This window comes from Actinoplanes sp. NPDC051851 (assembly GCF_040681165.1).
GTDB lineage: Bacteria > Actinomycetota > Actinomycetes > Mycobacteriales > Micromonosporaceae > Actinoplanes.
Genome location: NZ_JBFAYF010000037.1, coordinates 1 through 25,938 on the forward strand (window position 1 = coordinate 1; position 25,938 = coordinate 25,938).

The 25,938-nt window shown below is 72.5% G+C and carries 18 protein-coding genes; 16 read left to right on the forward strand and 2 right to left on the reverse strand.

Annotated features, from left to right (window positions below):
* From AB0M08_RS29890 to aroH, 11 genes are all read left to right on the forward strand, one after another.
* Positions 1–1,955: condensation domain-containing protein (locus AB0M08_RS29890; protein ID WP_364500271.1), on the forward strand; the 1,955-nt coding region annotated here is incomplete at its 5' end.
* Between the two features lies 1 nt (position 1,956).
* Positions 1,957–8,901: an amino acid adenylation domain-containing protein gene (locus tag AB0M08_RS29895; protein WP_364500274.1), complete on the forward strand. Its 6,945-nt coding sequence runs from the start codon at positions 1,957–1,959 to the stop codon at positions 8,899–8,901.
* A gap of 38 nt (positions 8,902–8,939) precedes the next feature.
* Complete coding sequence (locus AB0M08_RS29900; protein WP_364500276.1) at positions 8,940–9,518, forward strand: hypothetical protein; 579 nt, start codon at positions 8,940–8,942, stop codon at positions 9,516–9,518.
* Positions 9,519–9,679: 161 nt separating this feature from the next.
* Positions 9,680–10,282, forward strand: coding sequence for a hypothetical protein (locus AB0M08_RS29905; RefSeq protein ID WP_364500277.1), 603 nt, complete (start codon positions 9,680–9,682; stop codon positions 10,280–10,282).
* Positions 10,279–11,433 carry a peptidoglycan-binding protein gene (locus tag AB0M08_RS29910; protein WP_364500279.1) on the forward strand — a complete coding sequence of 385 codons (1,155 nt, stop codon included), beginning with the start codon at positions 10,279–10,281 and terminating at the stop codon, positions 11,431–11,433. The genes AB0M08_RS29905 and AB0M08_RS29910 overlap by 4 nt, the downstream gene beginning before the upstream one ends.
* Complete coding sequence (locus AB0M08_RS29915) at positions 11,430–12,173, forward strand: ABC transporter ATP-binding protein (protein ID WP_364500281.1); 744 nt, start codon at positions 11,430–11,432, stop codon at positions 12,171–12,173. The genes AB0M08_RS29910 and AB0M08_RS29915 overlap by 4 nt, the downstream gene beginning before the upstream one ends.
* Entirely contained in the window at positions 12,170–13,366 is a 1,197-nt protein-coding gene (locus tag AB0M08_RS29920; protein ID WP_364500283.1) for an ABC transporter permease, read from the forward strand. The genes AB0M08_RS29915 and AB0M08_RS29920 overlap by 4 nt, the downstream gene beginning before the upstream one ends.
* A 253-nt stretch (positions 13,367–13,619) precedes the next feature.
* Positions 13,620–13,754 (forward strand): hypothetical protein, encoded by a 135-nt coding sequence (locus AB0M08_RS29925; RefSeq protein ID WP_364500285.1) that lies wholly within the window; start codon positions 13,620–13,622, stop codon positions 13,752–13,754.
* A gap of 150 nt (positions 13,755–13,904) precedes the next feature.
* Entirely contained in the window at positions 13,905–15,269 is a 1,365-nt protein-coding gene (locus AB0M08_RS29930; RefSeq protein WP_364500286.1) for a PLP-dependent aminotransferase family protein, read from the forward strand.
* Positions 15,266–16,762: a tryptophan 7-halogenase gene (locus AB0M08_RS29935; RefSeq protein ID WP_364500288.1), complete on the forward strand. Its 1,497-nt coding sequence runs from the start codon at positions 15,266–15,268 to the stop codon at positions 16,760–16,762. Before AB0M08_RS29930 ends, AB0M08_RS29935 begins: the two co-directional genes overlap by 4 nt.
* Positions 16,763–16,833: 71 nt before the next feature.
* Positions 16,834–17,196: a chorismate mutase gene (aroH, locus tag AB0M08_RS29940; RefSeq protein ID WP_364500289.1), complete on the forward strand. Its 363-nt coding sequence runs from the start codon at positions 16,834–16,836 to the stop codon at positions 17,194–17,196.
* A 67-nt stretch (positions 17,197–17,263) separates the two neighbouring features.
* Here aroH and aroF read toward each other — a convergent pair whose 3' ends face one another.
* Complete coding sequence (aroF, locus tag AB0M08_RS29945; protein ID WP_364500292.1) at positions 17,264–18,307, reverse strand: 3-deoxy-7-phosphoheptulonate synthase; 1,044 nt, start codon at positions 18,305–18,307, stop codon at positions 17,264–17,266.
* A 643-nt stretch (positions 18,308–18,950) separates the two neighbouring features.
* On the opposite strand from aroF, the gene AB0M08_RS29950 reads away from it, so the two are divergent.
* Both AB0M08_RS29950 and hppD read left to right on the forward strand, forming a co-directional pair.
* Complete coding sequence (locus tag AB0M08_RS29950) at positions 18,951–19,952, forward strand: ParB N-terminal domain-containing protein (RefSeq protein ID WP_364500294.1); 1,002 nt, start codon at positions 18,951–18,953, stop codon at positions 19,950–19,952.
* A gap of 69 nt (positions 19,953–20,021) precedes the next feature.
* Positions 20,022–21,104: a 4-hydroxyphenylpyruvate dioxygenase gene (gene hppD, locus AB0M08_RS29955; protein WP_364500296.1), complete on the forward strand. Its 1,083-nt coding sequence runs from the start codon at positions 20,022–20,024 to the stop codon at positions 21,102–21,104.
* A gap of 56 nt (positions 21,105–21,160) precedes the next feature.
* Here the strand turns inward: hppD and AB0M08_RS29960 are convergent, their stop codons facing one another.
* On the reverse strand, positions 21,161–22,207 hold the full coding sequence (locus tag AB0M08_RS29960; RefSeq protein ID WP_364500475.1) for an alpha-hydroxy acid oxidase: 1,047 nt from the start codon (positions 22,205–22,207) through the stop codon (positions 21,161–21,163).
* 271 nt (positions 22,208–22,478) lie between these two features.
* Between AB0M08_RS29960 and AB0M08_RS29965 the strand changes: the two genes are divergently transcribed.
* The 3 genes from AB0M08_RS29965 (at position 22,479) to AB0M08_RS29975 (ending at position 25,912) form a co-directional block, all read left to right on the forward strand.
* Positions 22,479–23,315, forward strand: a complete 837-nt coding sequence (locus AB0M08_RS29965) for a prephenate dehydrogenase (RefSeq protein WP_364500299.1) — start codon at positions 22,479–22,481, stop codon at positions 23,313–23,315.
* 92 nt (positions 23,316–23,407) lie between these two features.
* Complete coding sequence (locus AB0M08_RS29970; protein ID WP_364500301.1) at positions 23,408–24,664, forward strand: cation:proton antiporter; 1,257 nt, start codon at positions 23,408–23,410, stop codon at positions 24,662–24,664.
* Between the two features lie 12 nt (positions 24,665–24,676).
* Entirely contained in the window at positions 24,677–25,912 is a 1,236-nt protein-coding gene (locus tag AB0M08_RS29975; protein WP_364500304.1) for a cytochrome P450, read from the forward strand.
* Positions 25,913–25,938 lie beyond the last annotated feature (26 nt).

Here is a 25,938-nt window from a genome sequence, read left to right on the forward strand (position 1 = left end):
ACGACCGCCTGGTCGCCTACGTCGTCGGCGGAACCGAGGGCCTGCGGGAGCACGCGGCGGCGAACCTGCCCGACTACATGATCCCCGCGATCGTCACCCTCGACGCGCTGCCCCTGACCGTCAACGGCAAGCTCGACCGGGCGGCCCTGCCGGATCCCGACCTCGACGGCGACAGTGGCCGGGCGGCACAGACCCCGCGGGAACAGCTGTTGTGCGAGCTGTTCGCCGAGGTCCTGGGCAGGGATGACGTCCCCGCCGACGGTTCGTTCTTCGCGCTCGGCGGCGACTCGATCATGTCGATGCTGCTGGTCTCCCACGCTCGCAAGGCCGGCCTGGCGATCACCGCCCGGCAGGTCTTCGAACACCAGACCCCGGCCGCCATCGCGGCCGTCGCCGCCGAGATCGTCGAGGGCGTCGTCGTCGGCGGGGGTGACTCCGGTGTCGGCGAGGTGCCGCTCACCCCGGTCATGCACGAGCTTCTCGACCGGGCCGGCCCGGAACGGCTGGCCCGGGCCAGCCAGTCCAACCTGCTGGTCACCCCGGCCGGAGTGCGCCCGGAGACCCTGGTAGCGGCGTTGCAGGCGCTCGCCGACCACCACGACGTGCTGCGCGGGCGTCTCGTCCGGGGCGACGAGAGCGGCTGGTGCCTGGAGGTGCCCGCCACGGTCGACGCCGCCGCCTGGATGCACCGCGTGGACACGGCCGGGATCACCGGCGACGCCCTGCGGAGTCTGATCGGCGACGAGTCCCGGGCGGCGGTGAGCCGGCTCGACCCGCGGGCCGGGGCGCTGGTGCGGGCGGTGTGGTTCGACGCCGGGCCGGACGCGCCCGGACGGCTGCTGCTGGTGATCAACCACCTGGTGGTGGACGGCGTCTCCTGGCGGATCCTGGTGCCCGACCTGGCCGAGGCGTACACGGCGCTCGCCGCGGGGCGCGAGGTGGCGCTGCAACCGGTGCCGACCTCGTACCGGCACTGGGCGCGGTCGCTGGCCGCGCAGGCGGTCGAGCCCCGGCGGGCGGCCGAGCTGCCGGACTGGCTGCGCCTGCTCCCGGAGACCGATCCGCCACTCACCACCCGGCCGCTCGACCCGGCGCGCGACGTCGGCGGCGCGATGCGGCAGCTCTCCCTCAAGGTGCCGTCCCTGACCACGGAAGCGCTGCTCACGACGGTGCCCACCGCCTTCCACGCGGGCATCGAGGACGTGCTGCTGACGGGTCTGGCCGGCGCGGTCGCGGAGTGGCGCCGGCGCCGCGGTCAGGAGGGTGCCGGGCTGCTCGTGGACCTGGAGGGGCACGGCCGGGAGCCGCTCGACGACCGTACCGACCTGTCACGCACGGTCGGCTGGTTCACCGCCGGTCATCCGGTGCGGATCGAGGTCGCGCCGGCCGACCTGCCGGCGCTGCGGGCCGGGGGAGTGGGCGCCGGCCGGGCCGTGAAACGGGTCAAGGAGCAGCTGCGCGCGGTGCCGGGCGACGGGCTCGGTCACGGCATGCTGCGCTACCTCAACCCGGAGACGGCCACCGCGCTCGCGGCCCGGCCCCCCGCGCAGGTCGGTTTCAACTACCTCGGCCGGCTCCCGGGCCGTCCGGTGGGTGAGCCGGCGGCGGGCGCGGATCGCTCCCGGGACTGGCAGGCCGCCGCCGAGGGCGGTGGGGGCGGCGCCAACGAGGACATCCCGGCCCTGCACGCGCTCGAGGTGATGGGTGTCGTGCACGACCAGGCGGACGGGCCGGAGCTGTCGCTGATCATGACCTGGCTGCCGGACCTGCTGGCCGAGCGGGACGTCCGCGACCTGATCGAGGGCTGGGCGGCGATGCTGTCCGGTCTGGCCGGCCACGCCACGGAGGCGGGCGCCGGCGGACACACCCCGTCCGACTTCCCGCTGGTGGAGATCGGCCAGGACGAACTGGACGAGTTCGAGGCGGCAGCGAAGCAGATCGAAGAAGGGGCATGAGATGAGCGATTCGGCGCTGGTCGGGGTCTGGCCGCTGTCACCGTTGCAGGAGGGCATGCTGTTCCACTCGGTCTACGAGGAACAGGGCACCGACGTCTATGTGTCGCAGATGATCACCGGACTGGAGGGCGACGTCGACGCGGTCGCGCTGCGGGCCGCCTGGCAGTCGATGATCGACCGGCACGAGTGCCTGCGGGCCGGTTTCCGCCGCCGGCCCAGCGGCGATCCGGTGCAGCTCATCGTGCGCCGTGCCGTGCTGCCGTGGCGGATGGAGGACGTATCCCACCTGCCGGCCGACGAGGCGTGGCAGCGCTCCGAGGAGATCGGTGTCGAGGAGCGCGCCCGCCGGTTCGACGTGGCCGTTCCGCCGCTGCTCAAGGTGCTGCTGGTCAAGGTCGGCGCGGACCGCTACCGGATGATGGTCACGCTGCACCACATCCTGCTCGACGGCTGGTCGCTGCCGATCCTGATGCGCGAGTTGTGGATGACGTACGAGGCGGGTGGCAGCGCCGCGGGCCTGCCGCCGGCCGGGCAGTACCGGGACTACCTCGGCTGGCTCGCCGCGCAGGACCGGGACGCGGCCCGGGAGGCCTGGCGGCGGGCGCTGGCCGGGATCGAGGGGCCCACCCTGGTCGCCCCGGTCGACCGGGCGGCCCCGGCCACGCTCACCGTGGCCGTTCCGGGACGGGCCGCCCCGGAGCTGGACACGGCCCTGCGCGAGCTGGCCCTGGAGCAGGGCGTCACCCTGAACACGGTCACCCAGGTGGCCTGGGCGTTCCTGATCGGCCAGCTGACCGGCCGCCGGGACGTGGTGTTCGGCGCCACCGTGGCCGGCCGACCGGCCGACCTGCCGGGCATGGAGACCATGCTCGGGCTCTTCATCAACACCCTGCCGGTGCACGTCCGCCTCGACCCTGCCCAGTCGGTCGCCGGGCTGCTCGCCGAGGTCCAGGCCGAACAGTCCGCGCTCCTCGACCACCAGTACGTCAGCCTCAGCGACGTCCAGCAGGCGGCCGGGCCGGGCGCGGGCTTCGACAGCCTGCTGGTCTTCGAGAACTTCGGTTCCGCCATGGGAAAGGGCGACGGCCCGGCGAAAGGCGACGGCCCGGCCAAGGGCGACGGGACTCCTCGTGGTCCCGGTGGCCTGCGCTTCACCGAGTCCGCGGGCCGGGAGTCGGCCAACTATCCGCTCGGCCTGGTCGTCGGCCCGGCCGGAGGCCTCAGCCTGCGGCTCAACTACCGGCCGGACCTCTTCGACGAGGCCGGCGCCCAGGCACTGGTCGACCGCCTGCTGCACGTCCTGGCCACGATGGTCGCGGCCCCGAAGGCCCCGATCGGCTCGCTCTCGGTCCTGACCGACGCCGAGCGCGACGACCTGGTGGTGTCCCGGAACGCCACGGCGTGTCCGGTGGAGTGGGGCACGTTGCCGGAGTTGTTGGCGCGTTCGGTGGCGCGTTTCCCGGGGTCGGTGGCGCTGGTGGGTGCTGATCGTTCGTGGACGTTCGCGGAGTTGGATGATCGTTCGTCGCGGATCGCTGCGGAGTTGGTGCGGCGTGGTGTGCGGCCGGGTGATCGGGTGGCGGTGATGGTGCCGCGTTCGCTGGAGTTGTTCGCGTTCTGGTTGGGGGTCTCCAAGGCGGGTGCGGCGTTCGTTCCGATCGACGTGGCGTATCCCCAGGAGCGGATCGATTTTCTGTTGGCGGATGTGGTTCCTCGTCTGGTGATCACCGTGGAGGGCTGGGATGACCTTCCGGTCGGCGAGGTGCCGCCGGTGACTGTTTTGGATCTGCCTGCGTATGTGATTTATACGTCGGGTTCGACGGGTCGTCCGAAGGGTGTGGTGGTGCCGCATCGGGGGTTGGCGAATTTGGCGGCGGCGCAGATCGATCGGTTCGCTGTGGATTCGAAGGCGCGGGTGTTGCAGTTGGCGTCGCCGAGTTTCGATGCCGCGGTGTCTGAGTTGTTGATGGCTTTGGTGTCGGGTGCCGCTTTGGTGGTTGCTGATCCGGGTGAGTTGCCGCCGCGTGGTGGTCTGTCGGAGGTGCTGGCTCGTTATGAGGTCTCGCATGTGACGGTGCCGCCGTCATTGCTGGCGACGGTGTCCGATCTGCCGGAGTCGGTGCGGACGCTGGTCGTGGCGGGTGAGGTGTGTCCTCCTGCCCTGGTGGAGCGTTGGTCGGGTCGTCGATTGGTCAATGCTTATGGTCCGACGGAGACGACGGTGTGCGCGGCGATGAGCGATCCGTTGTCGGCTGGTGGGGCGCCGATCGGTCGTCCGGTGGCGAACGCGCGAGTGTTCGTGTTGGACGAGTTCCTGCGTCCGGTGCCGGTGGGTGTGCGTGGTGAGTTGTATGTGTCGGGTCCGAATGTGGCGCAGGGTTATCTGGATCGTCCGGGTCTGACAGCGCAGCGGTTCGTGGCGTGTCCGTTCGGTGGTGGGCGGATGTATCGGACTGGTGATGTGGTCTGGTGGGACGCGGCGGGGGATCTGTATTTCGCGGGTCGTGCGGATGATCAGGTGAAGGTGCGTGGGTTCCGGATCGAGCCCGGCGAGATCGAGAACGTCCTGACCGGCCTCGAAGGGGTGGCCACGGCGGCCGTCGTCGTCCGCGAGGACACGCCCGGCGACCCGCGCCTGGTGGCCTATGCCGTCCCGGCCTCCGGCGCCACTCTTCCCGCCGCCGAGCTGCGCGGCTACCTGGCCGACCGGTTGCCCGAGCATCTGGTCCCCTCCTCGGTGGTGGTGCTGGACGCGCTGCCGGTGACCGTCAACGGCAAGCTGGACCGGGCCGCCCTGCCCGCCCCCGGCGTCGCCGGCATCGACACCGGCCGGGCCCCGGCCACCCCCACCGAGCAGATCCTCTGCGACCTGTTCGGCGAGATCCTCGGCCTGGACCGGGTCGACGCCGACGCCTCCTTCTTCGACCTCGGCGGCCACTCGCTGCTCGCGATGCGGCTGATCAGCCGGATCCGTGCCCTGCTCGACGTGCAGATCGAGGCGCGCGACGTCTTCGCCGACGCCGACGTCGCGACGCTCGCCGCCCGGATCGACCGGGAGCGGGCCGACGGCGCCGGTGCCCGGCCGCCGCTGACCCGGGCGGACCCCCGGCCCGAGGTGCTGCCGCTCTCCTACGCCCAGCAGCGGATGTGGTTCCTCAACCGCCTCGAAGGCGCCGGGGTGGGCGCGGCCTACACGATGCCGATGGCGCTGCGGATGTCCGGCGAGCTCGACGTGGCCGCCCTGGAAGCGGCCCTGCGCGACGTGGCCGGCCGGCATGAGAGCCTGCGCACCGTCCTCGCGGAGGTGGCCGGGGTGCCCCGGCAGCGGGTGCTGGACGGCGTGGCCGGGCAGCCGTCGCTCACCGTCGCCGACAGCGCCGAGGACCGGCTGGCGTCCGAGGTCGCCGAGGAGGTCCGGCGCGGCTTCGACCTGAGCAGCGACCTGCCGTGGCGGGTTCGGCTGCTGCGCCTCGGCGAGCGGGAGCACGTCCTCCTGATCGTCGCGCATCACATCACCGTGGACGGCGCCTCGATGGGGCTGCTGGCCCGGGATCTGGGCGCCGCGTACACGGCCCGCTGCCGCGGTGAGGCGCCGGACTGGGCGCCGCTGCCGGTGCAGTACGCCGACTACGCGCTCTGGCAGCGCCGTGTGCTGGGCGACCTCGACGACCCGGACAGCCTGCTCAGCGCGCAGTCGGCGTACTGGCGGAAGACCCTCGCCGGGCTGCCCGGCGAGCTGCCGCTGCCGGCCGACCGGCCCCGCCCCGAGGTCGCGTCGTTCCGGGGCGCGTCGGTGCCGGTCCGGGTGGGCGCGCACACCCACGCCCGGCTGGCGCGGATCGCCCAGCGGGGCCGGGCGACGATGTTCATGGTCGCGCAGGCGGCCCTGGCCATGCTGCTGGCCCGGTCCGGGTCCGGCGCCGACGTGCCGATCGGCACCGCGATCGCCGGGCGTGGCGACGCCGCCCTCGACGGCCTGGTCGGCTTCTTCGTCAACACCCTGGTGCTGCGGACCGACGTGAGCGGCGTGCCCACCTTCGAGGAGGTGCTGTCCCGGGTCCGCACCGGTGACCTGGCCGCGTACCAGAACGGTGACCTGCCCTTCGAGCGACTGGTGGAGGAGCTCAACCCGGAGCGGTCACTGGGCCGCAACCCGCTCTTCCAGGTCTCCCTGGCCGTGCAGAGCGTGGGCGGCGGGCGTACGCCCGGGCGGCTCTGGGACCTGCCCGGCCTGCGGGTCCGCCCGTTCGACGGCACCCGGGGCACGATGGCGGCCCGGGTCGACCTCGCCGTCGACCTGGTCGAGCAGCGGGACCCGGAGGGTGACCCGGCCGGCCTCGGCGGCTCCCTGCTGTACGCCACCGACCTGTTCGACGAGGCCACCGCGGCGGCCCTCGCCGCCCGGCTCGCCCGGGTCCTCGACCAGGTGGCGGCCGACCCGGCGGTGCGGCTGAGCGACCTCGACCTGATGACCTCCGAGGACCGGTCCCGGGTGCTCACCGGGTGGAACGACACCGCGCTCCCGGTTCCGGCCGCCACACTGCCCGAGCTGTTCGCCGCGCAGGTACGCCGTACGCCGGAGGCCGACGCGGTGATCGGTGACGGCGTCCGGACGAGCTACGCCGCGCTGGACGGCGCATCGGACCGGGTGGCCGCCGAGCTGGCCGCCCGCGGGGTACGCCCCGGTGACCTGGTCGCGGTGCTGCTGCCGCGTTCGCCCGCGACGGTCCCGGTGCTGCTCGGGGTGAGCAAGGCCGGCGCCGGATTCGTGCCGGTCGACCCGGAGTACCCGGCCGAGCGGATCGCGTTCATGCTCAACGACGCCGCGCCCGCCCTGGTGATCTGCGCGGAGGGGACCGCCGGACCGGTGCCGGACCGGCTGGTCCGGCTGGTCTGGGACGACCCGGCCACGGTGGCCTCGGTGGCGGCCCGCACGACGGCGCTGCCCGGCGTGCCGTCCGCCCTGGACGCCCCGGCGTACGTGATCTACACGTCCGGGTCGACCGGTGTGCCGAAGGGCGTCGTGGTCACCCACCGGGGCATCGGCAACCTGGCGGCGGCACAGGCGGAGCGCCTCGCCCCCGGGCCCGGCGACCGGGTGCTCCAGCTCGCCTCGCCCAGCTTCGACGCCTCCTTCTGGGAGATGATCATGGCGGTTCTCTCCGGCGCCGCGCTGGTCTCCGCCACCGCGGACCGGCTGCCGCCGGAGGGCTCGCTGAGCGAGGTCTGCGCCGAGTACGCGGTCACCCGGGTGACCGTCCCGCCCTCCGTGCTGGCGACCGTCGACGACCTTCCGCCCTGCGTCACCGATCTGGTGGTGGCGGGGGAGGCCTGCCCGCCGGCGCTCGCCGCGCGCTGGGCGGACCGGCGGCTGGTCAACGCGTACGGGCCGACCGAGACGACGGTCTGCGCGACCATGAGCCGGCCGTTACGGCCCGGTGCGGACGGTCCGGTCCCGATCGGCCGGGGCATCGCCAACACCCGTGCGTTCGTGCTCGACGACTTCCTGCGACCGGTGCCGCCCGGTGTCACCGGCGAGCTGTACCTGACCGGTCCCGGACTCGCCCGCGGCTATCTCGGGCGTCCCGGGCTCACCGCGGCGCGCTTCGTGGCCGGCCCGTTCACACCGGGACGGATGTACCGCACCGGCGACCTGGTGCGCTGGACCGGGGAGGGCGACCTGGTCTTCGTCGGCCGCTCCGACGACCAGGTGAAGATCCGTGGCTTCCGGGTGGAGCTCGGTGAGATCGAGGCGGTCCTCGCCGATGACGAGCGGCTGGCCCAGGTCGCGGTGGTGATCCGCGAGGACCGGCCGGGCGACCGTCGTCTGGTCGCCTACCTGGTGCCGGCGCCCGGGCGGGAGATCGACCCGGACGGGCTGCGTACCCGGGCGCGGGCCCGGATGCCGGAGTACATGATCCCGACCCTGGTCCCGCTGGAGGCCCTGCCGACCACACCGAACGGCAAGCTGGACCGGGCCGCGCTGCCCGGCCTGGAGCAGAGCCGGGTGGCCGGACGCGACCCGGAGACGCCCGCCGAGGAGGCGCTCTGCGGCCTGTTCGGTGAGGTCCTCGGCGTCACCGGGGTGCCCGCCGACGCGTCCTTCTTCGATCTCGGCGGCGACTCGCTGCTCGCCATGCGGCTGATCGCCCGGATCCGGGAGACGCTCGGCGCCGAGGTCGGCATCCGCACCCTGTTCACCGCGCCGACCCCGGCGGCGGTCGCCGCGTCGATCGCCGGCGATCACGACGCGGGCGCCGAGCTGCTGCTGACCCTGCGGGCAGGTGGTGACGGCGCGCCGCTCTTCTGCCTGCCGCCCAGCTCCGGCCTGAGCTGGACCTACGCCACACTGGCCCGGCAGCTTCCGCCGGGCCGTCCGGTCTACGGACTGCAGGCCCGCGGGTACGCCGCCGGCGAGGACCTGCCGGACAGCGTCGAGGAGATCGCCGCCGACTACTACGCGCGGATCCGGGAGGTCCAGCCGGACGGCCCGGTCCACCTGGTCGGCTGGTCCTTCGGGGGACTGGTGGCGCACGCGATCGCGGCCCTGGCCCAGGCCGGCGGCGGCGAGGTCGGATCGCTCACCGTCCTCGACGCGTACCCCGGCCGGCCGGAACCGGAGCCGGTCGCCGGCGACGCGCCGGACGACCCGGAGCGGCCGCGGATCCTCGCCGAGATCGAGAAGGTGAACGCGAACAGCGTCCGCCTGATCGAGGGATTCACGCCCGGCGTGGTCCAGGGCGATCTGCTGCTGGTGGTCGCCGATCAGGGCCGCCCCGGGGCGCCCACCCCGGCCGACCCGGCGCTCACCTGGGCGCCGTACGTGAAAGGCGAGGTGGTCGCGGTCCGCATCGATTCCGGGCACGACGAGATGATGCGTCCCGCGAATGCGGCCCGGATTGCGCGGCTGATCTCGGGAGAGCACCCGGCGGAACCGGGGGTCTGACATTTTTTCCATATTCTGGATTTCGAATGGGGAGGGCCATGGACGACAAGACGGAAACTGATTCCACGGTTCGCGTGGAACCGCAGCGGATCAGTCCCTGGATCATCGTTCTCGGTGTGCTGGTGGCGGCTCTTCTGGTCGGTGGCGGCGTCGCCCTCGGCGCCCTGGCCGGCGGCTCCGGCGGGGGCGGCGCCACGGCCGGCCCGGCCGCCGCGGCGAGCGACCCGGCGCGGGCCCGCACCGTCGCGTTCGCGCAGTGCATCCGGGACCACGGGGTGCCCGACTTCCCCGATCCGGATGCGAACGGAGTTCTCGCCTTCCGTCCTGACCAGGGCATCGACATCGAGAGCGACACGTACAAGGCGGCCGAGGCCGCCTGCGCCTCGCTGCGCCCGAGTGGCGCGCCGGCCCAGCAGGGACCGGCGCCCGGCACCGCGAACGGCCCCGACACCACCGCGTACGTGGCCTGCATGCGCAAGAACGGGCTACCCGATTTCCCGGACCCCGACAAGCAGGGAATGTTCATCGGCATCGACGTGAAATCGGCCGCTTTCACCGCCGCGCAGGAGAAGTGCCGTCGATATCTCCCGGGCGGCGCGCCCGAGCCCTCGGCCTGATACCGGATCCGGCCCCGGCGTGTCCACCGTGACATGCCGGGGCTTTTCCGTGTCGCCGGATCGGGGACGGCCGTGCACCGAGGAAACCTTCGGGAAACCGGGCCGGGAGTAGAAAGTCCCCATGTCTTGGCCGACGTCTTCTGGAGGACGAAATGCATAACATGACACGCCGCGTGGTCAGCGGGGGAGCCGTCCGGCGGGGCGTCGGCCGGTTCGGGGTGCTCGCGCTGGTCACGCTCGCCGTGACCCTGGCCGCCGGCTGCGGTGGCGAGAAGGAGGACCCGTCGAGCGAGGTCGCGTCGCTGCCGTCGACGGCCTCGTCCGCGCAGCCCGCGTCCAGCCAGGCCGGTGACATCCTGGCGTACGCCAAGTGCATGCGGGAGAACGGCTTCCCCGACTTCCCAGACCCGCAGGCCGGCGGCGGACTCGGCCTCCCGGAGGGCATCGACCCCGAGTCCGACCAGTTCAAGGCGGCCGAGGCGAAGTGCAAGGAGTTCATGCCCGGCGGTGAGCCCAACGTGCAGAACGGCGGGGCGGACCAGCAGACCTGGACGTCGGAGCAGAAGCTCAAGTACGCCGCCTGCATGCGGGAGAACGGCCTGCCCAAGTTCCCGGACCCGGACTCGAGCGGCGGCTTCGTGTTCCTGCAGGACAGCGGCATCGACCCGCAGTCCGACGTGTTCAAGAACGCGGAGAAGGCCTGCGCCCAGTACAAGGCACAGAGCCTGCCGCAGGATCCGACGACCGCGGGCGCCGGATCGTGAGCACGACGGACACCCGGCCGGAGGCGGGGGTCGGCGCCGGCGGCGACAGCCCCGGCCGGCACTCGGCCGGCCGGGCCCGCCGGGGCCTGACCGCGGTGGCGGTGCTCGCCGTGGTCGCCGCGGCCGGGGTCACGTTCGTGGTGGTCGACCCCCTGCACTACCGGACCGAGGCCGCCGCGACCGCGTCCGCCCCGGTGACCACCGGGCTGGCCACGGTGACCAAGGGTGATCTGAGTGCCCGTACGCTGGAGAACGGCACACTCGGCTACTCCGGCGACTACGACGTGCTGAACAACGTGAGCGGGCGGCTGACGAAGATGCCCGCGGTCGGCGACGTCGTCAAGGCGGGGAAGACGCTCTACAAGGTCGACGGCAAGGCGGTCGTCTACCTGTACGGGGCGTACGTGCCGGCCTACCGCGCCCTGTCCTGGGGGATGGAGGGCGCCGACGTCCAGCAGCTCAACGCGGCGCTGGTCGCCCTGAAGTACGCGACCAAGAGCCAGATCGACCCGGAGTCCGACTACTTCGGGCGGCAGACCTACTACGCCGTACGCCGGTTGCAGGACGCGGCCGGCCTCTCCAAGACCGGGCAGCTCCCGATCGGCCAGGTGATCTTCCTGCCCACCCGGCAGATCCGGATCACCAAGGTGAACGGCACGCTCGGCGCCACCGCGCCCAACGGCTCGACGCTCTTCGAGGCGTCCTCCACGGACCGCGAGGTGACCGTGTCGCTGAACGCGAGCCAGCAGTCCGACGTGGCCGCCGGTGACGCCACCGAGATCACCCTGCCGACCGGTAAGACCACGCCGGGCAAGGTGGCCTCGGTCGGCAAGGTCGCCACCAAGAGCGACGACAGCACGACCGTCACGGTGCTGATCCGGCCGACCAAGCCGAAGGAGACCGGCACGCTCGACCAGGCGCCGGTCCAGGTGTCGATCGTCTCGGACACCGTGAAGGACGCGCTCTCGGTGCCGGCCAACGCGCTGCTGGCCCTGGCGGGCGGCGGGTACGCGGTCGAGGTGGTGGACGCCGCCGGCGCGCACCGGCTGGTCGGGGTGACGACCGGTCTCTTCGACGACAGCGCGGGCAAGGTGCAGGTCAGCGGTGACGGCCTCGCCGAGGGCCAGAACGTGGTGGTGCCGACGTCATGACCCCCGTGGACGAGCAGGAGACGCGGGAACCGGTCCTCCAGCTGGAGGAGGTGACCAAGGTGTACGGGGGCGAGTCGCCCGTGGTGGCCCTGGAGAGGGCGAGCTTCACCATCAACCGGGGCGACCTGGTGGCGATCGTCGGCCCGTCGGGTTCCGGGAAGTCCACCCTGCTGCAGGTGATGGGCACGCTGGACCGCCCGACCTCGGGCCGGGTGCGGGTGGTCGGCGACGACGTGGCGACGATGTCCGACCGGGCCCTGGCCGGGCTGCGCGCCACCCGGATCGGCTTCGTCTTCCAGCAGTTCTTCCTCTCCGCGCACATGACGGCGCTGGAGAACGTCGCCGACGGCCTGCTCTACGCGGGTGTGCGGCACGCGGCCCGGATGGTGGCGGCCCGCACCGCGCTGACCCGGGTCGGCCTGGCCCACCGGGTCGACCACCGGCCGCCGCAGCTCTCCGGCGGGGAGCGGCAGCGGGTCGCGATCGCCCGGGCGCTGGTCGGCAACCCGGCGATCGTGCTGGCCGACGAGCCCACCGGCAACCTGGACAGCGTCTCCGGCGCCGCGATCTACAAGCTGCTCACCGATCTGAACGCGGACGGCTCGACCATCGTGGTGATCACCCACGACCGGGAGCTGGCGGCCCGGCTGCCCCGCCGGATCGAGGTGCTGGACGGGCACATCGTCGCCGACGTCCACTCGTCCGAGCAGCCGCTGATCGTCGAGAGGCAACTGTCATGAGCGGGACGTCGGCCGGCCGGCTCTACCTCGCGGACCTGGCCAGGATCGCCAGCGTCGGCCTGCGGACCCGGCGGATGCGGGCGGCCCTGTCGGCGCTCGGCATCGCGATCGGGGTGGCCGCGATGGTCGCCGTGCTCGGGCTCTCCGCCTCGTCGCAGGCCGGTCTGCTCGCCGAGATCGACAAGCTGGGCACCAACCTGCTGACCGTCACCCCGGGCCAGACGATGGAGGGTCAGGACGCGAAGCTGCCGTACGACGCTCCCGCCATGATCGCGCGGATCGGTCCGGTGGAGATGGTGGAGAGCACCGGGGCGGTCGACGCGAACGCGTACCGGAGCCCGTACATCCCGGAGATCAACACCAACGCGATCACGGTGAAGGCGGCCACCCTCGATCTGCCGACCGTGCTGCGGACCAGCGTGGCGAAGGGCGGGTACCTGAACGCGGCGACGGCCAATGAGCCGGTCGCGGTGCTGGGCGCGGCCGCGGCGCGGCGCCTGGGCATCTTCTCGATCGTGCCGGACGCGCGGATCTGGGTCGGCGGCCGCTGGTTCTACCTCGCGGGCATCCTCAACGCCTCCGCCCTGTCACCGGAGATCGACAGCGCGGTCCTGGTCGGCTACCCGGCGGCCGAGAAGTACCTGAACTTCGACGGTCACCCGACGATGGTCTACGTACGCGCCAACACCGAGCGGGTCAACCAGGTCGCCGGGGTGCTGGCCGCCACGGCCAACCCGGCCGCCGCGAACGAGGTCATCGTGACCCGCCCGGCCGCGGCCCTGGTCGCCCGGGCCGCGGCGCAGAACGCGCTCAGCGGGCTCTTCCTCGGGCTCGGTGCGGTCGCACTGCTGGTCGGCGGCATCGGGGTGGCCAACACCATGGTGATCTCGGTGCTGGAACGCCGGTCCGAGATCGGGCTGCGGCGCTCGCTCGGCGCCACCCGGGGGAACATCCGCACCCAGTTCCTCTCCGAGGCGGTGCTGCTCGCGGCGCTCGGCGGCGTGGTCGGGGTGGCGGCCGGTGCGATGGCCACCGTCGTCTACACCCAGGTCAAGGGCTGGGCCGCGGTGATCCCGCCGCTCGCCTGGGGTGGTGGCCTGGGCGCGGCGATCGTCATCGGCGCGGTCGCGGGCCTCCTCCCCGCCCTGCGCGCGGCGCGGATGCAGCCCACGGAGGCGCTGCGCACCGCCTGACCTCACCCGGAGATCTGCCCGGTGCGCGGTTCCCCCGGCCGTGTGCCGGGCAGCCGCGTGCTCGCTGAACCCCACCCAGATTGTTGGAGCGATGGTGTTTTCAAGAATTCGCGTAGCCGTTTTGTGCGCGCTGTTTCTGACGAGTGGATGCAGTACGGCGACACCCGCCGCGCCGGGGCCGTCGAATGAATCCGGTAATTCATCTCCGGCGCCGGTCACGGCGAGCGCGGATCCGGCCGCGTTCACCGCCTGCATGCGCGCGCACGGCGTACCGCAATTCCCCGACCCGGACGAGTACGGCGGCTTCGCCCTGGGGCCGAAATCCGAGGTGAACCCGGGTACGCCCGAGTATCACGACGCGTACGAGGCCTGCCAGAAGAACGTGTGATCGCGGCGCCCGGTGTCCAACCGTGAACCACTCGCGGTTGGACACCGGGCGCCGCTGTGCAGTCGGTTGGACGCCGTTGTAGCCGATGGAACCCCGTGTGATCCTGATGCGGCGAAAACCATCAGGATCGGCTTTCAGCCGGGGGTGAGAATGGCCGTACAGAATATCGATCTGCGCCGCCGGGATCTGCACGGAAGTGTCGCCGACCCGGTTCTGGACACGATGAACTTCCTCAATGAGGTGACCCTGCGGTATCCGGACGCGATCTCGTTCGCGCCGGGCCGTCCGTACGACGGGTTCTTCGACACCGAGGAGATCTTCCGGCACCTCCGGCGGTACCTCGACCACCTGCTGGAGGAGGGTGCCGCGCCGGAGCAGGTGCGCACCGCGATGTACCAGTACGGCCCGACCGCCGGGCAGATCCGCGAGATCATCGCCGACTCGCTGCGGGCGGACGAGGGGATCGACGTACCGCCGGAGTCGGTCGTGGTGACCGTCGGCGCCCAGGAGGGCATGCTGCTGGTCCTGCGCGCCCTGTGCGGCGGCCCCGAGGACGTGCTGATGGTCTCCAGCCCCTGCTACGTGGGGATCACCGGAGCGGCCCGGCTGCTGGACGTCCCGGTCAGCCCGGTCGAGGAGGGGCCGGACGGATTCCGCTGCGCCGACCTGGCCGCGGCGATCGACCGGGAGGTGGCCGCCGGCCGTCGTCCCCGGGCCTTCTACGTGGTGCCCGACCACTCCAACCCGTCCGGTACGACGATGAGCCGGGCGGCCCGGGACGAGCTGCTGGAGCTGGCCGCCCGGTACCGCCTGCTGATCCTGGAGGACAGCCCGTACCGGCTGGTCAGCCCGGGTACGCCGTTGCCGACGCTGAAGTCGCTGGACCGGCATCGTTCGGTGGTGCACCTGGGGTCGTACTCGAAGACGGTCTTTCCCGGCGCCCGGGTCGGGTTCGTCGTGGCCGACCAGCGGGTCGACCCGGGCGGGGACCGGGAGACGCTGCTCGCCGACGAGCTTTCCAAGATCAAGAGCATGGTCACGGTGAACACCTCCTCGCTGAGCCAGGCGGTGGTGGCCGGGATGCTGCTGGCCGCGGACGGCCGGGTCTCCGAGCTCAACCTCAAGGCCGCGGCGTACTACGGCGACGCCATGCAGGCCGTGCTGCGCCGTCTCGACCAGCGCCTGCCCACCGCCCGGCGCGCGGAGCTCGGGGTGAGCTGGAACAGCCCGGCCGGCGGCTTCTTCCTCGCCATGCGGGTCCCGTTCCGGGCGGACAACGCCGCGCTCACCCGGTCCGCGCAGGAGCACGGCGTCATCTGGACGCCGATGTCCTACTTCCATCCGTGGGGCGGCGGCGACCACGGCATCCGGCTCTCCACCAGCTACCTCACCCCGGCCGAGATCGACGAGGGCGTCACCCGGCTGGCGGACTTCATCGAGGTGGAGACCCGGCGGCAGCAGCAGACGGTCCCGCCGGTGGCGTACACCGGCGCTTCTCCGAGAGGCGGACAATGAGCACACCAGAACCGGAAGAGTTCGACGTCGTCGTGGTGGGCGGCGGTCCCGGCGGCTCGACCATCAGCACGCTGGTCGCGCAGCAGGGCCACCGGGTCCTGCTCCTGGAGAAGGAGACCTTCCCCCGGTACCAGATCGGCGAGTCCCTGCTGCCCTCCACGGTGCACGGCATCTGCCGGATGCTGGGCGTGACCGACGAGCTGGCCTCGGCGGGCTTCCCGAAGAAGAACGGCGGCACGTTCCGCTGGGGCGCCAACTCCACCCCGTGGAACTTCAGCTTCTCGGTCTCCCCGAAGATCGCCGGGCCGACCTCGTTCGCGTACCAGGTCAAGCGCAGCGAGTTCGACAAGATCCTGCTCGACAACGCGGCCCGCACCGGCGTCGACGTGCGGCAGAACTGCGCGGTCGCCGACGTGATCGAGGACGGCGACCGGGTGACCGGAGTGCGGTACACGGACGCCGAGGGCACCGAGCGGCGAGCCTCCGCGCGGTGGGTGGTGGACGCCTCCGGCAACACCAGCGGGCTCTACAAGCGGGTCGGCGGGGTCCGGGAGTACTCCGAGTTCTTCCGCAGCCTCGCCCTCTTCGGCTACTTCGAGAACGGCAGGCGGCTGCCCCCGCCGAACTCCGGCAACATCCTCTCCTGCGCCTTCCCGAGCGGCTGGTTCTGGTACATCCCGCTGAGCGACACGCTGACCAGCGTCGGCGCGGTCGTCCGGCGGGAGGACGCGGCCAAGGTGCAGGGCGATCCGGAGGCCGCGCTCGCCGCGCTGATCGCCGAGTCCCCGCTGATCTCGGAGTTCCTCGCGGATGCCACCCGGGTCACCGAGGGCCAGTACGGCCAGCTGCGGGTCCGCAAGGACTACTCGTACCACAACACCACGTTCTGGCGGCCCGGCATGGTGCTGATCGGCGACGCGGCCTGCTTCGTCGACCCGGTCTTCTCCTCCGGGGTTCACCTGGCCACGTACAGCGGCCTGCTCGCCGCCCGGTCGATCAACAGCGTGCTGGCCGGCCGGGTCGACGAGCGCGCCGCGTTCGACGAGTTCGAGACCCGGTACCGGCGGGAGTACGGCGTCTTCTACGAGTTCCTGATGTCCTTCTACGACATGCACGTCGACGAGAACTCGTACTTCTGGTCGGCCAAGAAGGTCACCCGCAACAGCCACACCGAGCTGGAGTCGTTCGTCCAGCTGGTGGCGGGCCTGACGTCGAGCGACTTCGAGCTCGCCGACGCCGAGGACGCCGCCCTGCGGTTGAAGGAGCGGTCCTCGGAGTTCGCCGACGCGATCGGCGTGCTCTCCGACCAGCGGGAGCAGAACATGGCGCCGCTCTTCAAGTCGTCGGTGGTACGCCAGGCGATGCAGGAGGGCGCCCAGGTGCAGACCCGGGCCCAGCTCGGCGAGGACGCCGGGGCGGAGGCGCCGGTCTTCGAGGGTGGCCTGATCGCGTCGTCGGACGGGTTGTTCTGGGAGGTACCCGAGCGGGCGTGACACCCTTTCGGTGGATCCGGGTCGTCGCCCGACGGCCCGGATCCTTCTCGTGCAGGGACAGGAGGAGTCGTATGACGGTGCGTGCCGTGCGTGGCGCGATCCAGGTGGAGTCGGACGAGCGGGAGCTGATCCTCGCCGCCACCACCGAGCTGGTCACCGAGGTGATGACCCAGAACGAGCTGATGATCGACGATGTGATCAGTGTGGTGTTCACCGCGACGCCGGACCTGGTCGCCGAGTTCCCCGCCGTCGCCGCTCGCAAGATCGGGTTCGAGGCGGTCCCGCTGCTCTGCGCCGCGGAGATCGCGGTGCCGGGCGCGATGCCGCGGGTGGTGCGCCTGATGGCGCACGTGGACACCGAGCGGGACCGGTCCGAGATCCGCCACGTCTACCTGCGGGGTGCCACCGCGCTGCGGCGCGACATCGCCCAGTGACACCGGCGCCCGGGGAGGCGCGAGGCCGGGGCCGGCGGAGAACCGCCGGCCCCGCTGCCGTGCGCGCTCAGGCCGCCACGGCCGGCTGGACGGGCTCGGCCAGGACCCGCCCCATCAGCGGCGCCAGGCCGGTCACCGCGTCCGCCAGCTCCCGCAGGTCGGCGTCGGTGAGCGCCTGGTCGCCGTCGCAGAGCGCGGTCCGGGGCCGCGGGTGCACGTCGATGATCAGCCCGTCGGCGCCGGCCGCGACGGCCGCCCGGGTCAGCGGGAGCACCAGGTCGCGGCGGCCGCCGGAGTGCGACGGGTCGACGATCACCGGCAGGTGCGACAGCTGCTGGGCGACCGGCACCGCGCTGATGTCGAGGGTGTTGCGGGTGGCCGTCTCGAACGTCCGGATGCCCCGCTCGCAGAGCACGATGTCCAGGTTGCCGCGCTGCGCGATGTACTCGGCGGCGCTGAGCCACTCCTCGACGGTGGCGCTGAAGCCCCGCTTGAGCAGCACCGGCCGGTCGATCGCGCCGACCGCCTGGAGCAGCGCGAAGTTCTGCATGTTGCGGGCGCCGATCTGCAGCATGTCGGCGTACGAGGCGACCATCTCGACGCTGCCCGGGTCGATCACCTCGGTCACCACCGGCAACCCGGTCTCGGCCCGCACGTCGGCCAGGATCCGCAGGCCCGCCTCGCCCAGCCCCTGGTAGGAGTAGGGCGACGTGCGCGGCTTGAAGGCGCCACCGCGCAGCATCGACGCACCGGCTGCCCGGGCCATCAGCGCCGCCTCCAGGGTCTGCTCGGGCGTCTCGACCGCGCACGGTCCGGCGATCACGCTGAGCGTCCCCGGCCCGATCGGCACCCCGCCGACCCGGATCACCGAGCGGGCCGGATGGTGCTCCCGGCTGACGAGCTTGTACGGCACCGAGACGCGCATGACCCGCAGCACGCCGGACCGGCTGCCCAGATTGAGGGCGTCGAAGTCCGCCACGTCGCCGACCAGCCCGACGATCGTACGGGAGACGCCCCGGCTGACGAAGGCGTCGCCGCCCGCGGCCCGGACCAGGTCCACCACGGCCTGCACCTCGGCCGGCGTGGCACCCGGAGCCATCACCACCACCATTTCGCACTCCTCTCCGATGAATGTTCGGTGAAACGCCCGCGCATCGCCGGGAACGGCGGGATTCGATGCCGGTAATGGCGGCGGAGCGAGCGTTTACAAAGGTTCTCACGATGTCATTGACCGGGCAATTAATAATGTGTCGGTAATTGTCACATCCGTGGACCACCCCTGTCCGTGGTCCGGGATGCTCCGATTGGGTGGAATGTCGGGGGTGGGCCGTTCAGGCATGTCTTATCTGGCCACTGGGCGGAGCCTAGGGGTCGGCTGAACGGTGGGCCCGGTGGGGGATCGTGAGGGAAATTGGCCGCCAGAACATCCGGCACCAGGGCTTTTTTGCCCGTGAGTCGGACATTCATCGCAACGAGTGGATCGTGCCCCGGTAAACAGGTGTTTAAGCGCGGAAGAGGTGCCGAAACCGGCAAATCTCTGCGGAGTGGCCTAGGGGGTGTCAGGGGTACCCGGTTTCACTGGGGTTTCGTCGGCAAAAAAGGCGGTGCTAGGTTCCTTTCGGTACGAAATTCGTGTTCTACCGGGGGCGCTTCTCAACAGATGATGGGGAGTCGGAAGACGTGACAGAAAAGTATCCGGAAAACATCACCGGCAGGATTCGCGGAGATCACCGCGACCGGATCTCGGAGCCGGTGTGAGAACTGACGAGGAGAAGATCAATCAGCAGCCGGCCGTTCAGGTGGAGGTCGGAGCTCTCGTCCTGGCAGACTCTCCGCGGCTGTCCGGCGTGAACGACGAGCACATCGAGGTGCTCGTCGCGGCCGAGAACCCGTTGCCGCCGATCGTCGTGCACCGGGCGACGATGCGGGTGATCGACGGGGCTCACCGCCTGAAGGCCGCCGTGCGACGTGGCGCGGCGACGATCGCGGTCCGTTTCTTCGACGGCGACGAGTCCGAGGCGTTCGTCCTCGCCGTACGCCTCAACGTGGCACACGGCCTGCCGCTCGCGCTCGCCGACCGCAAGCGGGCCGCGGAGCGGATCATCGCCTCCCACCCGCAGTGGTCGGACCGCCGGGTCGCCTCGGCCACCGGCACCTCACCGGTGACCGTGGCCGAGGTGCGCCGCCGGGTGATCGGTGAGGTCTCGTCGACCGGCAGCCGGATCGGGCAGGACGGCCGGGTCCGTCCGCTCGACGGCAGCGCGGGCCGGCTGCTGGCCGGCCGGCTCATGGTGGAGAACCCCGAGCTCTCCCTCCGGCAGGTCGCCCGGGCAGCGGCGATCTCCCCGGAGACCGCCCGGGACGTACGCAATCGACTGCGCAACGGCCGGGAACTGGTGCCCGGCCCCCGCCGGCGGGACACCTCCGGCGCCGCCGAACCGGCCACCGGCCGCGGCGAGCGGACCTCGGTCGGCATCCTGCCGCCGCCGGTCCGGCTCACCCGGCGACCGGTGCTGGACCGGGGCGTCATGGTCAACCGGCTCCGCTCCGATCCCGCGCTGCGCTACAGCGAGACCGGCCGCAACCTCCTGCGGCTGCTCAGCCTGCACGCGCTCTGGACCGAGGACTGGGAGTCGATCGTGCACAACCTGCCGCCGCACTGCAGCGGCATGGTGGCCGACCTCGCCCGGCAGTTCGCCGACCTCTGGGCCGACTTCGCGAGCCGGGCCGACCAGGACGTGGCCCAGGTCGGCTGACCTGCGTCCCGGCAGTCCAAGCAGACAACACGAACGGTTGGACGACCAACACCGCAGTGGAGGCTTGTCATGGACATCCACACCATCGATCATCTCGAGTTCTACGTGGAGGACGCCGAGAAGGCGGCCACCGAACTGAGCGACCTGTTCGGCTTCACCGTCTGCGGTCAGGGCGGTCCGGACAGCGGACTGGCCGGCCGCCGGTCGGTGCTCCTGCGCCAGAACGCGGTCACCCTGCTGGTCACCTCGGCGCTCGACGCCGGGCACCCGGCCGCGGACTTCGTCCGGGAGCACGGCGCCGGGGTGGCGGTGGTCGGCTTCGCGGTCGACGACGCGGCCGCCGCGTACGCCGAGGCGGTCCGCCGGGGCGCCGAGCCGGTCACCGGCCCGGTCACCCACACCCGGGACGGCGAGAGTGCCACGTTCGCGACGGTCCGCGGCTTCGGGGACGTCGCCCACCGGTTCACCTCGAGAACCGGGACGGGCGGCACCTTCGCGCCCGGCGCCATCGAGGAGACCACCGGGCCGGGCGCCGCACCCGGCCTGCTGCACGCGGTCGACCACCTGGCGGTCTGCCTGCCCGCCGGAACCCTCGACCCGACCATCCGCTGGTACCAGGAGGTCTTCGACTTCGAGCAGACCTTCGAGGAACGCATCATCGTGGGCAGCCAGGCGATGAAGTCCAAGGTGGTGCAGAGCGGCTCGCGGGGCGTCACCTTCACCATCATCGAACCGGACACGTCCCGTGCCCCCGGCCAGATCGACACCTTCATCCGGGACAACGCCGGGGCCGGGGTGCAGCACGTGGCCTTCCTGACCGAGGACATCGCCGCCGGCGTGCGCGACTGCACCGACCGGGGGCTGCGCTTCCTCGTCACGCCGGACGAGTACTACGCCGCGCTGCCGGACCGGCTCGGCGACGTGGGGATGCCGGTGGCGACCCTGCAGGAGCTGAACGTCCTGGCCGACCGGGACTACGGCGGCGTGATGCTGCAGATCTTCACCGAGTCCCGGCACGAGCGCCGCACCCTCTTCTACGAGCTGATCGAGCGGCACGGCGCACGTACCTTCGGCAGCAACAACATCAAGGCGCTGTACGAGGCGGTCGAGCGCCAGCAGGCCGCCGAGCGCGAGTCCCTCGACCTCGACTGAGGTCTCATGACCGGAAGGGATCACCCGCCGCACGAGAGGCGGGTGATCCCTTCCGGTCAGCGGGCCGGCCCACGGACGGTGCCGAGCGCCGCGGCCTCGGCCACGGTCGCGCACCCGGCCAGGCCCAGCGCGTCGCGGATCTCGCCGGTGAGCAGGTCGAGGGCCCGGGCGACCCCGGGCTCACCGCCGGCGGCCAGCGCCCAGCAGACCGGGCGGCCGACCAGCACACCGGCCGCGCCCAGCGCCAGCGCGCGCACCACGTCGGTGCCGCTGCCGATCGCCCCGTCCACCAGCACCGGGTACCCGCCGTCCACCGCCGCGACCACCTCGGCCAGGGCATCGACGGCGGGCAGCGCCCCGTCCAGCTGCCGGCCGCCGTGATTGGAGACGACGATCGCGTCCACCCCGGAATCGACGGCCCGCCGCGCGTCCTCGGGCGCGAGGATCCCCTTGAGCACCACCGGCAGCCGGGTGCTCCGGCGCAGCAGGCCGACCGTGTCCCAGCTCAGCGCGGGGGAGAAGGCCTCGGCCGTGTGCCGTGCCACCGCCGACGTCGTGGCCTCGCGGGTGTGCGCGGTCGCCCCGGTCTCCAGGTTGGCGGCGCGGACCCCGGCCGGCAGCGTGAAGCCGTTGCGGAGGTCGCGGAGCCGCCGGGCCATCCACGGGACGTCGACGGTGAGCACCACGGCCCGGCACCCCGCGGCCTCGGCCCGGGCGACCAGGTCGAGGGTCCGCCCGGTGTCCCGCAGCCAGTACACCTGGAACCAGACGTCACCGCCGGCCGTGGTCAGCTCCTCGATCGCCACGCTGCTCAGCGTGCTCGCGATGAACGGCACCCCGGCCGCCGCCGCGGCCCGCGCCGTGGCCAGTTCCCCCTCCGGGTGCAGCAGCCGCTGGTACGCCACCGGCGCGATGGCGACCGGAACGCTCGCCGGGCGCCCCAGCAGCCGGGTGCCGGTCGTGCACCCGGCGACGTCGCGCAGCACCCGGGGGCGCAGGAAGACGCCGTCCAGCGCGGCCCGGTTGGCCGCCAGGGTGATCTCGGCACCGCTGCCACCGGCCACGAAGTCCCGGACGGCGGGGTCCAGCACGGCCCGGGCCATCGGCTCGAAGTCGGCCAGGCAGTGCGCCGCGGCGACCCGCTCGCTGCCGGTGGGTGTGATCGTGGCGACGGTCGAATCCCGCATGGACGTCCCCCGTTCCTCGATGTTTCTGGAATCGACTCGGACCCTACGATGACGCCGGTAAATCTGGCCATGCTGTTCGCGGTGAATGGGCAGGCGTCCAACTGTCAGTTTTCCGAAGGGGCCGTACTCCCTAAACTGGGCACGCATTTCAGGAACTGCCCGCGGTTATTCGAGGCGGTGACACCGGATGATTCGCAGTATCGCCATCATCGGCACCGGGCTGATCGGGACCTCGGTCGCGCTGGCCGTACGCCGACAGGGGATCACCACCTTCCTGGCCGACCGCGACGGCGCCGTGGCCCGGGCCGCCGCGGCGCGCGGAGCCGGCCGGGCCGAGGCACCGCCGGGGCCGGTGGACCTCGCGGTCCTCGCCGTCCCCCCGGGGCAGATCGGCCCGGTGCTGACCGCCGCGCAGGCCGCCGGGCTGGCGCGCAGCTACACCGACGTGGCGAGCGTGAAGGGTGAACCGGAGCGCGCGGTGCTGCGGGACGCGCCCGACCCGGCCGCGTTCGTGGGCGGCCACCCGATGGCCGGCCGGGAGCGGTCGGGTGCCGCCGCGGCCCGGGCGGACCTCTTCGACGGGCGGTCCTGGCTGGTCACACCGTCCGCGGTGACCTCGGCGGAGGCGCTGGACCGCGGGGTCGAGCTGGCCCGGCTGTGCGGCGCCGACCCGGTGGTGATGTCCAGCGCCGTCCACGACGAGACGGTGGCCCTGGTCTCCCATCTGCCGCACCTGGTCGCCAGCCTGATGGCGGCCCGGCTCGCGGACGCGCCCGGTGGGGTGGTCCGGCTGGCCGGGCGGGGCGCCCGCGACGTCACCCGGATCGCCGCGGGCGACCCGGCCCTCTGGACCGACATCGTCCGCGCCAACGCGCCGGCCGTGGCCCGGCTGATGCGCGACCTCTGCGCGGACGCCGGCCGGGTCGCCGCGGCGCTGGACGAGGTGGCGGAATCGGGCACCGGCCTCGCCACGGTGACGGACCTGCTGGAGCGCGGCGCGATCGGTGCCGGCCGACTCCGGTGACCATTATTCCCTCGGAGGAAAAGATCGTGCTGGACGCCCCCGTACCCCCTATTCCGGGCCATTCTCTGGTACTGCTCCTATTGCAGATCGGGGTGCTTCTGACATCGGCGATCCTGCTGGGACGGCTGGCCGGGCGATACGGCATGCCGGCCATCGTCGGTGAGCTCGCGGCCGGCGTCCTGCTCGGGCCGTCGCTGCTGGGCTGGCTGGCGCCCGGGATCTCCGCCGGGCTGCTGCCGGCCCGGCCGGACCAGGTGCACCTGCTCGACGCGGTCGGCCAGATGGGTGTGCTGCTGCTGGTCGGCCTCACCGGCATCGAGATGGACCTGCGGATGATCCGCCGCCGCAGCGGCACCGCGGCCACGGTGAGCCTGTCCGGCCTGCTGATCCCGCTCGGGCTCGGCGTCGGGCTCGGCTTCCCGCTGGCCCGCCTGCTCGACGTACGTGGGGACGTCACGGTCTTCGTGCTCTTCCTCGGCGTGGCGATGTGCGTCAGCGCCATCCCGGTGATCGCCAAGACCCTGCTCGACATGCGGCTGATGCACCGGGACATCGCGCAGCTCACCCTCGCCGCCGGAACCCTGGACGACGCCGTCGGCTGGTTCCTGCTCTCGGTGGTGTCGGCGATGGCGGTCGGCGGCCTGACCGGGTGGCAGATCGGGCTGGCCGTCGGGTGTCTGCTGCTGGTGGTCCTGCTGGCGGTGGTGGTCGGCCGCCCCCTGGTCCGTGCCGCGATGCGCTTCGCCGGCGACGATCCGCAGCGGACGATCGGGGTCTCCGCCGCGCTCATCGTGCTGGCCGGCGCGGGCACCCAGGCGCTGGGGCTGGAGGCGGTGTTCGGCGCGTTCCTCTGCGGCATGCTGATCGGCAACACCGGTGACCGGGTCCGTGGCCGGATCGCCCCGCTGCGCACCGTGGTGCTCGGCGTGCTGGCCCCGGTCTACTTCGCCACCGCCGGCCTGCGGATCGACCTGCGCGCGCTGGCCCGCCCGGCGGTCCTCGGCGCCGCGCTGCTGGTGCTGGTCACCGCGGTGGTGGGCAAGTTCGCCGGCGCCTACCTGGGCGCCCGTCTCAGCCGGCTCGGCCGCTGGGAGGCCCTGGCCCTGGGCGCCGGGATGAACGCGCGCGGCGTCATCGAGGTGATCGTCGCGATGGTCGGCCTGCGCCTGGGCATCCTCAACACCGCCACCTTCACGATCGTCGTCCTGGTCGCGGTGGTCACCTCGCTGATGGCACCCCCGCTGCTGCGGATCGCCATGCGGCACGTCCCGGTCACCCCGGAGGAGGAGGCCCGGCGGCAGCTCGGCACCGTCTCCGGCCCGTCCGCCGCGGCCCTGCCGAGTCACTGAGAGGAACGAGCCATGGACGTACGCACACCCCGCTGGACGGTCGGCGAGGACATCGACCTCGCGGCACCCGATCTCTACGCCGGATCACGGCACCACGACCTCTGGCGGCGGGCCCGTGCCACCCACCCGGTCGCCTGGGTCGACTCGGCCCGGGCCGGCGGGTTCTGGTCGGTGACCACGCACGACCTGGCGAGCCGGGTCCTCAAACAGGCCCGGATCTTCAGCTCGGCGCAGGGCATGCGGCTGGGCGGCAGCCCGGCGGCGGTACGCGCCGCGTCCGGCCGGATGATGGTGGTCTCCGACGGGGAGACGCATCGCGCGCTGCGCTCGGCGCACGCCTCCTGGTTCAGCGGCCGGGCGGTGGCCGCTCTCGGCCCCCTGCTGGACCGGCGTCTCGAGGCGCGGCTGCGGGAGATCCTCGCCGAGCCGGGCCCGGTCGACGCGGTGCCGGCGATCGCCGGGCAGATCCCGATGTGGGCGCTGTTCGGGATGATGGACGTACCGGAGAGCGACCAGGACGAGCTGGCCCGGCTGACCGCGGCGGCCTTCGACGACGCGGACGAGAGCGTGGCCGCCGCCCGGGAGCGGGCCGGCGCGCACGCCGGGATCTTCGGGTACTTCGCCGACCTGGTCGACCGGCGGCGCGAACGGCCCGGCAACGACGTGGTGAGCTCGCTGACCCGGGCCGAGACGAAGATCGGCAGGCTGAGCGACGACGTCGTCATCCTGAACTGCGACGGCCTGCTCAACGGTGGCCTGGAGACCACGCCACACGCGGTGTCCGGGGCGCTGCTGGCCTTCGCCGAGCATCCCGGGGAGTGGCAGCGGCTCCGCAAGGACCCCGGGCTCATCGCCCCGGCGGTGGAGGAGATCCTGCGCTGGACGTCACCGGCGATGCAGGCGATGCGGACCGCGACCGAGGACGTGACCCTGGGCGCGGCCGAGATCCGCGCCGGTGATCGGGTGGCGGTGTGGCTGCCCTCCGCGAACCGGGACGAGACGGTCTTCCCGGAGCCGGACACCTTCCGGATCGACCGGGAGCACAACCCGCACCTGGCCTTCGGCGGCGGCCCGCACGTCTGCATCGGCGCCACCCTCGGGCGGCTCGAGCTCCGCAGCTTCCTCTCGGTGACGACCCGCCTGGTGGCGGCCGTGGAGTTGGACGGCGAACCGGTCCGCCAGCCGTCGAACTTCCTGCACGGCCTCACCCACCTGCCGGTTCGCCTGATCCCCGACTTCGGCGCCTGACACCATGGAGGACCGGCGCCGCCGCC

What these genes read in the sequence shown, in the direction of transcription:
- AB0M08_RS29895 (WP_364500274.1), top strand. Translation starts at nt 1,957, where the DNA reads ATGAGCGATTCGGCGCTGGTCGGGGTCTGGCCGCTGTCACCGTTGCAG.
- AB0M08_RS29900 (WP_364500276.1), top strand. Translation starts at nt 8,940, where the DNA reads ATGGACGACAAGACGGAAACTGATTCCACGGTTCGCGTGGAACCGCAG.
- AB0M08_RS29905 (WP_364500277.1), top strand. Translation starts at nt 9,680, where the DNA reads ATGACACGCCGCGTGGTCAGCGGGGGAGCCGTCCGGCGGGGCGTCGGC.
- AB0M08_RS29915 (WP_364500281.1), top strand. Translation starts at nt 11,430, where the DNA reads ATGACCCCCGTGGACGAGCAGGAGACGCGGGAACCGGTCCTCCAGCTG.
- AB0M08_RS29920 (WP_364500283.1), top strand. Translation starts at nt 12,170, where the DNA reads ATGAGCGGGACGTCGGCCGGCCGGCTCTACCTCGCGGACCTGGCCAGG.
- AB0M08_RS29925 (WP_364500285.1), top strand. Translation starts at nt 13,620, where the DNA reads ATGCGCGCGCACGGCGTACCGCAATTCCCCGACCCGGACGAGTACGGC.
- AB0M08_RS29930 (WP_364500286.1), top strand. Translation starts at nt 13,905, where the DNA reads ATGGCCGTACAGAATATCGATCTGCGCCGCCGGGATCTGCACGGAAGT.
- AB0M08_RS29935 (WP_364500288.1), top strand. Translation starts at nt 15,266, where the DNA reads ATGAGCACACCAGAACCGGAAGAGTTCGACGTCGTCGTGGTGGGCGGC.
- aroH (WP_364500289.1), top strand. Translation starts at nt 16,834, where the DNA reads ATGACGGTGCGTGCCGTGCGTGGCGCGATCCAGGTGGAGTCGGACGAG.
- aroF (WP_364500292.1), bottom strand. Translation starts at nt 18,307, where the DNA reads ATGGTGGTGGTGATGGCTCCGGGTGCCACGCCGGCCGAGGTGCAGGCC.
- hppD (WP_364500296.1), top strand. Translation starts at nt 20,022, where the DNA reads ATGGACATCCACACCATCGATCATCTCGAGTTCTACGTGGAGGACGCC.
- AB0M08_RS29960 (WP_364500475.1), bottom strand. Translation starts at nt 22,207, where the DNA reads ATGGCCCGGGCCGTGCTGGACCCCGCCGTCCGGGACTTCGTGGCCGGT.
- AB0M08_RS29965 (WP_364500299.1), top strand. Translation starts at nt 22,479, where the DNA reads ATGATTCGCAGTATCGCCATCATCGGCACCGGGCTGATCGGGACCTCG.
- AB0M08_RS29975 (WP_364500304.1), top strand. Translation starts at nt 24,677, where the DNA reads ATGGACGTACGCACACCCCGCTGGACGGTCGGCGAGGACATCGACCTC.